10 protein-coding genes are annotated in these 10,404 nt (G+C 64.4%); 2 read left to right on the top strand and 8 right to left on the bottom strand.

What is annotated here, in order from left to right:
* Positions 1 to 615: ATP-binding response regulator (locus OZ10_RS17290; protein WP_139051353.1), on the top strand; the 615-nt coding region annotated here is incomplete at its 5' end.
* A gap of 240 nt (positions 616 to 855) precedes the next feature.
* On the opposite strand, the gene mdtD is transcribed toward OZ10_RS17290, so the two are convergent.
* Positions 856 to 2,283: a multidrug transporter subunit MdtD gene (gene mdtD, locus OZ10_RS17285; protein WP_425598955.1), complete on the bottom strand. Its 1,428-nt coding sequence runs from the start codon at positions 2,281 to 2,283 to the stop codon at positions 856 to 858.
* Between the two features lie 438 nt (positions 2,284 to 2,721).
* Between mdtD and OZ10_RS17280 the strand changes: the two genes are divergently transcribed.
* Positions 2,722 to 4,260, top strand: a complete 1,539-nt coding sequence (locus tag OZ10_RS17280) for an AraC family transcriptional regulator (protein WP_039566173.1) — start codon at positions 2,722 to 2,724, stop codon at positions 4,258 to 4,260.
* Here the strand turns inward: OZ10_RS17280 and OZ10_RS17275 are convergent.
* The 7 genes from OZ10_RS17275 to OZ10_RS22560 are packed head-to-tail and all read right to left on the bottom strand — an operon-like array spanning position 4,257 to position 10,229.
* Entirely contained in the window at positions 4,257 to 6,041 is a 1,785-nt protein-coding gene (locus tag OZ10_RS17275; RefSeq protein WP_039566170.1) for a hypothetical protein, read from the bottom strand. The genes OZ10_RS17280 and OZ10_RS17275 overlap by 4 nt on opposite strands.
* A gap of 40 nt (positions 6,042 to 6,081) precedes the next feature.
* The gene (locus tag OZ10_RS17270; protein WP_039413484.1) at positions 6,082 to 6,768 is read right to left on the bottom strand and encodes a glycoside hydrolase domain-containing protein; all 687 of its coding nucleotides are present in this window, start codon (positions 6,766 to 6,768) and stop codon (positions 6,082 to 6,084) included.
* Positions 6,769 to 6,824: 56 nt separating this feature from the next.
* Positions 6,825 to 7,880, bottom strand: coding sequence for an NUDIX domain-containing protein (locus OZ10_RS17265; protein ID WP_039413487.1), 1,056 nt, complete (start codon positions 7,878 to 7,880; stop codon positions 6,825 to 6,827).
* A gap of 4 nt (positions 7,881 to 7,884) precedes the next feature.
* Positions 7,885 to 8,532: a hypothetical protein gene (locus OZ10_RS17260; protein ID WP_039566168.1), complete on the bottom strand. Its 648-nt coding sequence runs from the start codon at positions 8,530 to 8,532 to the stop codon at positions 7,885 to 7,887.
* Positions 8,529 to 9,599 (bottom strand): hypothetical protein, encoded by a 1,071-nt coding sequence (locus tag OZ10_RS17255; protein WP_039413496.1) that lies wholly within the window; start codon positions 9,597 to 9,599, stop codon positions 8,529 to 8,531. The genes OZ10_RS17260 and OZ10_RS17255 overlap by 4 nt, the downstream gene beginning before the upstream one ends.
* Positions 9,600 to 9,618: 19 nt before the next feature.
* The gene (locus OZ10_RS17250; RefSeq protein WP_039413499.1) at positions 9,619 to 9,966 is read right to left on the bottom strand and encodes a hypothetical protein; all 348 of its coding nucleotides are present in this window, start codon (positions 9,964 to 9,966) and stop codon (positions 9,619 to 9,621) included.
* 59 nt (positions 9,967 to 10,025) lie between these two features.
* Positions 10,026 to 10,229: a hypothetical protein gene (locus OZ10_RS22560; RefSeq protein WP_039566165.1), complete on the bottom strand. Its 204-nt coding sequence runs from the start codon at positions 10,227 to 10,229 to the stop codon at positions 10,026 to 10,028.
* Between the last annotated feature and the right edge of the window lie 175 nt (positions 10,230 to 10,404).

Genomic DNA, 10,404 nt, shown 5'->3' with positions numbered 1-10,404 from the left:
CGTTTGTTCCAGCGCTTCGAACAAGGCGATGGTGCCAAGACCACCTCGCGCTATGGCGGCAGTGGCCTGGGCCTGGCGATCTGCCAGGAACTGGCGCTGGCGATGGGCGGGCATATCGAAGTGATCAGCCGGCTCGGGTCTGGCACGCGATTCGTCGTGGACCTGCCACTGCGCTGGGTAGCCTCCAATGCACCGCTGGACGGCGAAGTGCCGCGCGTTAGCGCACTGGTCCCGCCACAACGCATCCTGCTGGTGGAGGACGACCTGACCATCGCCGAGGTCATCGTCGGCTTGCTGCGCTCGCAGGGGCATTCGGTGGTGCATGCACCGCATAGCCTGGCTGCGCTCACCGAGGCCGCGGACAACATTTTCGACCTGGCGCTGCTGGATCTGGATCTGCCCGGATTGGACGGTTTCGCACTGGCGCAGCAACTGCGCGTGTTCGGTTACGAGATGCCATTGATTGCGGTGACCGCGCGCTCGGACGAGGCGGCCGAACCTGCGGCCAGGGAGGCCGGCTTTGACAGTTTCCTGCGCAAGCCGCTGACTGGCGACCTGCTCGCCGACACCATTGCCGAGGCGCTGCGGAGGGTGCGTACGCGCGACGACATCTAGCTGGCCGCTCAATCGTTGACAACAGCGGCGATGCAGCGCGGCAGCGTCCTGTTGATGAATGATGGGCCATGGGGAGTGAGCGATGGGCGAGCCGGCATCGATGCAGGCCGGCGTTGATTGCGCCGGGTCTTGAACAGGCCGTCGGCCACCCTCGCGCAAGGCCGTGACCACTGCGCCACTCGGGCAGTGACTTGCGAACACACCGCGTCCCGCTGCCGGCACCAGCCATGGCAGCAGTGTCTACTCCGCCACTGCCTCCACGTCCCTGGGATGCGGCCGGGTCTCGGCCAGCTGCCAGAAGATCAGCGTAGAGGTCAGGGTGATGCCGCCCACGCACAGGAAGGTGGCATGCAGCGCGGCGGTGGCGCCATGCGTATCGCCCAGATGCGTGTTGAACGCGGCCAGCAGGCTGCCGGCTGCTGCGGCGCCGAATCCGGTCGCCAGCATCATCACCATCGACAACAAGCTATTGCCGGGGCTGGCCTGCTCGCGGTCCAGGTCGCGCAGGGTCACGGTATTCATGACGGTAAACTGCAACGAATTGACCCCGCCAAAGCAGGCCAGTTGCAGCAGGCGCAGCCACAGCGGCTGGCCGGCCTCGATCAGTGCAAAGCTGGCCATTGCCAGGCCTACCAGCACGGTGTTGACCATCAGCGTGTTGCGGTAGCCGAAGCGCCCCACCAGTTTCACCGCGGCGCGTTTGGCGGCCATGCCGGCCAGCGCTACCGGCACCATCATCAGCCCGGCGTTCATCGGGCTCATCCCCATGCCGACCTGCAGCAACAACGGGATCAGAAACGGCATCGAGCCACTGCCGATGCGTGCGAACAGGTTGCCGAGAATGCCGATGCGGTAGCTTGCCACCTTGAACAACGCCAACGGAAACAAGGCATTGGCGGCCGTACCGGCATGCAACCAGTAACCGGCAAGCGCGGCCAGCCCACCGATCGCCAGCAACATCACGAAGGCATGGCGCATGCCCGGTTCGGCGATGCCATCCAGCGCCAGCGACAACGCCACCATGCCAAACGCCAGCATCAGATAGCCGACCAGATCGAAGCGCCGGCGTGCATCGCCGTAATGGTCCGGCATGATCTTCAATGCAGCGATAAAACCGATGATGCCAATCGGCAGGTTGATCAGAAACACCCAATGCCACGAGGCGACTTCGACCAGCCAGCCGCCCAAGGTCGGGCCGATCAGCGGGCCGATCAGCGCGGGGATCGCGATAAAGCTCATTGCTCGCAGGAAGTCTTCGCGCGCCACCGTCTTGAGTACCGCCAACCGCCCGACCGGCAGCAACATCGCCCCGCCGATGCCTTGCACCACGCGCGCGGCCACCAACTGCGGCAGCTGTTGCGCAGCGGCGCATAGCAGCGAGCCCAAGGTGAACACGATGATCGCGGCAAGAAAGGTACGCCGCGTGCCGAAGCGGTCGGCAATCCAGCCCGAGGCCGGGATGAACATCGCTACCGCCAGCGCATAGCTGAACACCACCGACTGCATCTGCAGCGGGCTTTCACGCAGGCTGCGCGCCATCGACGGCAACGCCGTGTTGACGATGGTCGCATCCAGCATCTGCATGAAGATCGCCAGCGACACCAGCCACAGCAACGGCTTGACCTCGGCGTAGGCACGCACGGCAGGGGCGGAAGAGGGCATGGGCATCGCTATCGGGTGGGCAGCGCATTATCTCCGCACGCGCGTGCAGAGCGTTGCAACACGCTGCACTCCCGCGCTGCTTGAGTCCGCCGCAGCGCGCGCGGCCGCATTGGCGGCGAGTGAGACGCGCCTCACTCAATCCAATTGCGGGCAAGCCGGATGTCACGAATCGTCGGGAACGGACGCCGGCCGCGTGCTAATGCCAGATCTGGCTTGCACCAAGCGGTTGCGTTGCTGGCGAAATCTTCTTGCGCCTGTCGCCGGACCGGTCACCGCAAGCGAGCGTCGTCTCACTTGAGGGGGAACGACCGAATGCGGGCGAGGGGAGCGTTCGATCAAGGGCCGAATGCGCGCTTGGAGCTTTGCCGACGGTCTGGTCAGGGATGGCGCGACTTGGGTCTGGCCGCCTTTCGAGCGCGCCAGTCGATCAGGTCGAAAACATCCATGGAAAAGCAAATCTTTGACGTCGTACAGCGCGCCTATGTCCCGGGCGATCCCTTGGAGGACGTGCTGGCAAGGATCGCTGCGGAGTTGTCGCACAGCGCGATTACGAACGGCGCGGTATGTGAGTTTGTCGCGGTGGAGAATGGCAGCCCACCGGTCGCGGATCAGCTAGATGCACGACCCACGACGACGCAGTGTTTTCCTGTCCAGCACGCCCGGCAGGTGCTCGGCACACTGAACGTAACGCCGGCCCAAGGTGGAATGACCCAGCAGGCGACGCTGCTGTGCCAGCAGATCACAAGGTGGTGTGCGTACCTGATCAAGCGCGACGTCGCGCGGGCGTTGGCGCAAGACCGGTTCGGCCGATCGCTGTCGCTTGTGGGTGTGAGCGAAGAGGTCTGGAAGATCGACGAATTCGTCGAGCAAACGGCATGCAGTCGTCTGCCGGTCATCCTGCGCGGCGAGTTCGGTACTGAAAAGGAGCATGTGGCGGTCCTGCTGCATGCCACTGCGCCCTGGCAGAAAGGGCCGTTCGTTGCGATCGATTGCGCTGCTCCCGACGACGCACCGGCAGCATGGCTCGAGCGCGCGGCCGGGGGAACGCTGTTCCTGCAGGGAGTGGACGAGCTCGACGACGCCTTGCAGTGCCAGTTGGCCGGGCAACTTCGGGGCCGCTGCAGTACCTGGTCTGCGTTGGGCGGCGGGGACTTGCCCCGAATAGTCGCTTCCACAGCCGCCGATCTGTCGCGCCGCGTGCGGGCCGGTCGCTTCTCGCGGGCGTTGCTCTCGCAACTGGATGTCCTGTCGTTCGAACTCGCCCCGTTGCGTAAGCGGCCGGCGGATATCGGCTTTCATGTCGAGTGCGTTCTGGATCGGAATGGATTGGATCACGGTCAGCTGGTTACCGCGTCGTTGATGGAAATGCTGACGCACTACGCATGGCCCGAGAACCTCCAGGAACTGGAACGGGTGGTGCTGCGACTGGCGGTCATGACCGCTGGCGGGCCGGTCGGCATTGCTGATATCCAGCGCCATGCGCCGCGTCTGCTGGAAGGTCGGGCACAAGAAGCGCAGCGCGATGCGCGCGCCACGATGCCGCAACAGGCGGATCCTCCCGGCCAGCCAACGCCGCCGGAAACCCCGGTCGATTGGATCGACGGCCTCCCGCATCGCCCCGGCCAACGCCTCGCAAGCCTGCACGACGCACTGCGGCGCGCATTGGTGCATCTGGGCGAGCACTATGCCGAGCCGCTGACCCTGGGCGACCTGGCTCGTCAAGCGCACGTCAGCCAGTCGCATCTGGGCTTCCTGTTCCGCGACGAACTCGGCACCCCGTTCAAACCGATGCTGCAGCAGCTCCGCATCGAAAAGGCCAAGGAGCTTTTGCACCGGCAACCGAAACTGCGCATCACCGAAGTGGCGCTGAAGGTCGGCTTCGGTGATTTGAGCCATTTCGAGAAGAGCTTCCGGCGGCTGGTGGGTGTGAGTCCGCGTGAGTTCCGTAACGCCGGCAGCCAAGTCGGAGCATCAACGATCTAGGCCTGAGCTAGTAGTGTTTTGATGGTTTCGTGCTGTTTGGACAGCAGGTCAAGCAGCACGAACTCTCCGATCAGTGCCGCCGCCGCCTTACGCTGACCGTCGATGTCTAGCAGCGATGCATATGCATTGGCGGGATCGGACGCGCTGGAATAGAAGGGTGCCTGCGCATCGGTGGCGGTGGTGAGGGTCAAAAACGCGATAGCTGTTTTTGCGAACGGCGGTTTTTTGTGTTTGACGAACACCACCAGCGTGCACTCGTAGCTGAGCCCTCCCACCCGTGGCGTGTTGTGTGGTTGGGCCAGGACCTGGACGTCCTCGCCGAGCCAGCGTCCGACGGCTTGGCCGAATGCGGCAATGTCCAGCGCACGTAGCTGTTTGTGGGTCACCCGTGCCACCGCCGCCATGTCCACGCCGGAAAAGCGCAGTTGGTCGATCGCCAGATAAGGACTCTGGGCGAGGATGCTCATCAACCGCAGATCATCGCTGAAAGCGGCCGAAAGCACGACCGGCCCAGTGAAGGATGCCGACAGCAGCGTGAGCAGGGTGCCGGCGCCATAGCGTGCGGCCAGAATGCGTGTGCGCGTGGCATCGGTCGGTTGCCCGTTGACGTAGTCCGGTGCGGCTCCCAACGTGCGTGCGCGCACCGACGCCATCAACGCGTTCACCAGCGCGGTGGCGTCGTCACCAGCCTGCCCGACGTGTCTGCCCGCCATTCCAGCGAGCACGTCTTGAAAATGCGGTAGCTGTGCTCTGGACGCGTACCAGGCATGGATGGCGGCCACACGTTCGCGCCGCTTGGGTTCCTTATGCGCGCCCAGTGCGAGCGGGTCGCTGGCGATCTCGCATAACATCAGCAGATTCTCGCGCAGATGATAATCCAGGTCAGGTAACGGCAATTGCCAGCGCTCCTGCGCGCCGCCAGCAGTGGCGATGGTCAGGTGTCCGTTTTCAATCTCCGACCAGATCGCGATCGCTTCGATCGTGTCGCGGCGCGGCAGGCTCACGTCGATCAATTCCATCAGGATGCCGCGTGGACTGGCAGGTTCCGTCACAATTCGGTCGACATAGGTTTCCATGAGGTTGGCGTGCCAGGTGTAACCCAGGCGATAGAGCACGAATGGCTTGATCCCGTCGTTCAGCACGATGCCCGGCGGGGATGGTGTATCGCGCTCGCCGATCAGGGCGATCTCCACGCCGTTATAGGCGGACAGGCCGGTGCGGTCACGCTCGAAGACCCGACGTAATGTCTGCGGCGCGTCACAGGTGACCAGACACCTCACGTCGACCGCGTTCGGACTCCACTGCGCACGTGGAATGGGGTAAAGCTGTTCTGACAGCGGAGATTCGAGTGCCGTCAGCAGACTGAGCTCGAAGGCGATGAGGACGCCGGCACTCTTCATTTCATCGACGACGATGTCCTCGATTTCCGCATGCAGCGCATCCTGAACGGATGTAGGAAGCCAGGGGTCGATCGCGACCTGCGTGTCCCAATCCGAGCTTCCCGAATCGAACAGGTGCTGGTCGTGCCCTTGCAACAGGTCCATGCATGCTGTGAATGCATTGCCGCCTTTGATATAGAAACGTGCCAGCGGCTGCTCGCCGCGCAACATGAATCGCTCGCGGACCTCGATGCATAGACCTGCGATTCGATCCTGGATGGTGCCCAAGGCCTGGATCACCGCAGAGCGCACGTTGGGATAGCGCGCCGCGTCGTTGATCCGTTTGGTCAACTCGCCGCTGATCGCACGGCGCAGTTGTTCTTGTTCCGGAGATTCCTTCATGGCGTGGCCTCGGCTCGCGACGGGTGGAGGGTGCGTTTGCTCAGGGAGCACTTGGATCTGCGGCGTCGGAGTAAGTGAGGTCGACCTGCAGACCATCGCAGGGCGTTCCCGGCAGCGACAGCACCGCGTTCTGTTCGCACTGCCAGAGCGCGGCATGCGCATAACCGCAGCCGGCCGGACTGGATGCAGTCAGCGTCTGGATGTCGCCGGCGTAGGTGTGGGTGTTGGCGTTGGCGACGCGCCAAGCCCAGATTTGCAGCGCCGGCCCCGGCGCCAGTGCGTCAACCAGGCTGGCGGCCAGCGCGTGCGAGCAATACAGGCCCGGCGCATAGCCGGCATCGACCAGTGCGGCGATCCAGGCGCGGATGTAGGCGATTCCATCGGGACTGGGGGAGCTGCCGTCTTCCCAGTCCAGATAGACAGTCGCCCCAAAGGGAAAGCCCTCTTGATCGGCCAGGGCGGCCGCGTTTGCGCCGTCTAGGCTGCCCTGTGCTGCAGTCACGGTATGCGAGCCCGGTCCGGTGGTCTGCTGGCCCAGGTAGACCGGCGCCAGCCCCCACCCATTGGCGACCAGTGTTGGCCGCCATCCCATCCACCCGGTGTCGGCATGGCTGGGCGCCGGCGCCAGGTAATAGCCGCACCATGCCAGTGCGGTATGTGCCTTCAACCATGCGAGCGCGGGTAGTCCTGGAAAGCGGGCGGTGTCGAAGCCGAGGTGGAACGTCATGGTGAAACTCCGCGTCTATAGAGTGGTGGTGGAGCAAGAAATCCAGTAGCGAGCAATCAACGAAGGGATTGCAGATGCAGTGCGATCAGCTCGTACCAATCGATGGCCTGGCGTCTGCCTCGCTGCCAGCCTCTGTCATGCCTGCTCGGAGAGGGCGCGTCGGGCGGTGACGGATAGGCAATGCCGGCCTTGGCGTAGGCCGCTTCTTCGATAGCGGAGCGCGTCAAGAATTGATAGGCGCCTAGATGTTTGGCCAGTTGCGATTTATTGACGCGTTGCACACACGCAAGCTCCCAATCGCAGACCCCACTGCCGTTTGGTCGATTGACCCCGACGCGTGGAATAGTCGCCTGATTGATGGATGTCACGATGGCATCCAGATCAAGTTTGGTAAAGAAGCACGCCAGCCAGAACGACTGACCTTGTGTGTCGGTCAATTCGACGGGTGGATCGCCTGGGAAGTGACTCACATTGTCGAGCGAGAAACCGGTCTCCTCGGCAAATTCGCGCCGCGCCGCTGCCTCGGCAGATTCGCCGCCGTGGATGCCGCCACCGGGCAACGCCCATTGACCCGCTTGGTTGACGATGCCTGGTGGCTGGGAGACAGCCCAACTGCCGATGTCAGACGCGATCGAGTTGGCCTGCGCGCGCGGCGTATTCCATTGCAGGGGATTGTCGACGGCAGCGGCGATGCTGGATGCAAGCGCATCGGTATCGCATCTGATGCTCGGAGCGAGCGCAACGCCGTTGCCACGTGCAATCGTCACATCAATGAGGTTTCTGATGGCGAACAGCGTGTTGTCGGCGATCATTTTTCCGTCGGGACTGGTGATGCACGCGTCCCTTGCGATCTTGAGAGCACTTGCTGCATCGGGAAAGACAGCGATGCCGTCAGAAAAAACTCCATTTGCCGCTTGGTAGGCCGCACTTAGCCCGGCATGGGCGGTGTTCCAGTTCTGCACTGGATTTGCATTGATCTCGCAGACCACCGTCAGTGCTTCCACTGCCAGCACCGGTGCCGCATATTCCGCCCACCACCGATTGAGTATGCGTTTGCGCGCGATCAGATAATGGCCGGCCCCGTCCGACACCGCCGCATAGACCTGTGGCATGCCATCAGCTCCGATCTGGTGTCGATTGGGGCGACCCATTGGGTGACAGCGAGTCGGGTGTGCCGGCGCTCATCGCCTGCTCGGCCTGCTGCTGCGCAGCGGCGACCGCAGCGGCGGCAGCCTGGTCGGCCTGCTGCAGTGCCTGATTTGCGCTGTCGATCGCCTGATTATTGCCGGCCGCGGCAGTTGCCGCGGTTGCGGCCTGCATTGCTGCCTGCACTGCCATGTCGCTAGCCGCCATCGCTTGATCGATCTGAGCTTGCGCCGCTTTCAGCGCGGCTTCGATCTGCGACGATCCTGACGATTGCGCTGTGGTGGCTGGTGTCTGGTTCGGGGACGTGGGCGTGGGCTGGGTATCGTCGGACATGCTGGTGTCTCCTGAAGTGGAAGTGGAAGTGGAATGCAGCGGCGGGAGCTCATCGGTACGCGATGGCTGCATCGGCGCGGCGCGTGGTGCGGCTTCGGGCGGGTGCTGCGCTGCGAGCGTGCGGAGCATTTCGCCCAGTGCGTGTTCGGCCTGCGTCACGGTCTGGCGTGCCGCCGCCACGGCGGCTGCGCGACCTGCATGCACCGCGTCGCGGGCCGCGTCGGCGGCGCTGACGACAGGCGGGGCCTGTTCGGTGGCCGCGGGGAGCGCGCGTGATGCGTTCACTCCGAGTCCTCCGTCTCCGCAACCTGCGACGTGCTACTGGATGCAGGCGCCGCACCGAAATCCCGCAGCGAGATGACGCCGCCGTTGACTTGCAGCAGCGCAGCCAGGGTGTCGTTGTGCATGGCGAATACGCAGCTGTTGCCATCCTGGCCCAGCACGCCGCGGCTGGGCCGGTTGGCGGCCAGGAAGGCCTGCGCAGATTGCAGGTAAAGGCGGATCGCGTCGCTCGCCGCCTGGTCGCCGCCGTCGCCTTGGTAGCGGGTGTGCTGGACGATCTGCTGGGCGGCCAGCGATAGCCGCGCGAAGCCGATCTGGCGACCGCGCGCCAGCCAGTCGGCAACGCTGCGCTCGACCTCGTTGGGCGAAGGCAACCCCTGCACCTGTGGGCAATCCAGGGTGGTGAACAGCTGCGGTAGCAGCGTCTGCAGTGCCGACGCTGCTGCATGTGCGCGCTCGTCGGCTGCGACGATGTTGGCGGTGCAGGCCAGGTAGAAGCGATAGTAGTCGCAGAATTCCAGGGGCGTGCGCGCCTGCTCGACGGCGAATGCTGCCGCTTCCTGTTGCAGTGCCGGCGTCACATTGGCTGGCGGCGGGTCGGCGGCCAGTTGGCGGAGTGCCAGGCTTTCTTCCAGGTCCAACGACTGGAAAACCGCGGCGCCATCGACCTTTAGCTGCGTCAGCAGGCTACGGCCTGCGGCCAGGTCGCTTGCGGTGTACAGGGCATTGTCGCGAAAGATCCGCTGCAGCTGCGCCTTGACCACCGAACCGGTGTCGCCGGCTTCGGCCTGCGCCAGCGTGCCCAGGTCGTTCGGGCTCAAGGTCATCAGCTTGACCGGGCTGACCTTCAATTCCAGCTGCGGCAACAAGGCCAGGCGCGAGCCGTGCAGGCCTTGCTGCACCTCGTCGAGCAAGCTGCTCTCGTCGGGAAAGTCGTAGCGCACACCGGGCGACTGGATCGCCCAGGCCAGCCATTGCGTGCCTCCATCGATGAAGGCCAGGCACTGCCTGCCCAGCGTCGAGAGCATCGTCGGCATCGAGATCAGGCGGCCTGCGATCGAAACGGACATTGCATGACTCCTTGAGAGGTCAACCAGCGGGGAAGTTCTTCAGCACCAGGCCGGCCGCCGAGCCGATCCTGGCGAAGTCGTCGGTGGCGCCCTGCATCAGCGCCTGCGCCTGGGTGAGCGCGGTGACGTATTTGGCATCGCCGGTGGCCAGGTACTGCGCCATCGCCACGCCAACGGCGGTGGTGGCGATCGTGGAGACATTGCGTAGCGCATCGGTGGCGTCCTGCACCGCGATGGCGGTGGACTGCGCTACCGATTGATACGCCTTTCCGGCGCCGCTGGTCAGCACGACCTGCGGGCTCATGGTGGCCATCTGGGTCTGGTTGATCGCATCGATGACCTGGGCATTGACCTTGCTCGGTTCCATCTCGGCTCCCGTGGATTGATCGGCGGCCTGGCAATGAGGCCTGGTGGTGGAACGCGCCTCTACGCAGGCCGTTTATTGCGGAGGCGGCGCTGTAGATGCAGGTGCAGGTGCAGGTGCAGGCACAGATGCAGATGTAGGTGCAGATGTAGGTGCAGCAGGAGCAGCAGGTGCAGGTGCAGGTGCAGAAGGGGGTGCGCCAGCAGCTGCGGCTGCGGGTGGAACTGGGGGTGGAGCAGCAGGAGCATCAGCAGTGGCAGGATCATTGGGGCCGGCGCCGGGAGCGGGGGGAGTGGCGGGCAGCGGCGGCGGAACGCTCAGCGCATGCACTTCCATGAGGTCGGCGGTCGCCGTCGCCGCATCTGCTGAGGCGCCCTGCGCTTGCGTCTTCAGCACGTCGACGGCCACCTTGGCTTCCGCCGCTGCGGCGGCGATCAGTGC

It is taken from the genome of Xanthomonas cannabis pv. cannabis, assembly GCF_000802365.1.
Lineage (GTDB): Bacteria > Pseudomonadota > Gammaproteobacteria > Xanthomonadales > Xanthomonadaceae > Xanthomonas > Xanthomonas cannabis.
The sequence above is the reverse complement of the archived record's forward strand: the minus strand, read 5'-3'. Positions and strand labels throughout refer to the sequence as shown.

Coding starts and splice junctions, on each gene's coding strand:
- mdtD (WP_425598955.1), bottom strand. CDS start 2,283: ATGCCCATGCCCTCTTCCGCCCCTGCCGTGCGTGCCTACGCCGAGGTC.
- OZ10_RS17280 (WP_039566173.1), top strand. CDS start 2,722: ATGGAAAAGCAAATCTTTGACGTCGTACAGCGCGCCTATGTCCCGGGC.
- OZ10_RS17275 (WP_039566170.1), bottom strand. CDS start 6,041: ATGAAGGAATCTCCGGAACAAGAACAACTGCGCCGTGCGATCAGCGGC.
- OZ10_RS17270 (WP_039413484.1), bottom strand. CDS start 6,768: ATGACGTTCCACCTCGGCTTCGACACCGCCCGCTTTCCAGGACTACCC.
- OZ10_RS17265 (WP_039413487.1), bottom strand. CDS start 7,880: ATGCCACAGGTCTATGCGGCGGTGTCGGACGGGGCCGGCCATTATCTG.
- OZ10_RS17255 (WP_039413496.1), bottom strand. CDS start 9,599: ATGTCCGTTTCGATCGCAGGCCGCCTGATCTCGATGCCGACGATGCTC.
- OZ10_RS17250 (WP_039413499.1), bottom strand. CDS start 9,966: ATGGAACCGAGCAAGGTCAATGCCCAGGTCATCGATGCGATCAACCAG.
- OZ10_RS22560 (WP_039566165.1), bottom strand. CDS start 10,229: ATGATCCTGCCACTGCTGATGCTCCTGCTGCTCCACCCCCAGTTCCAC.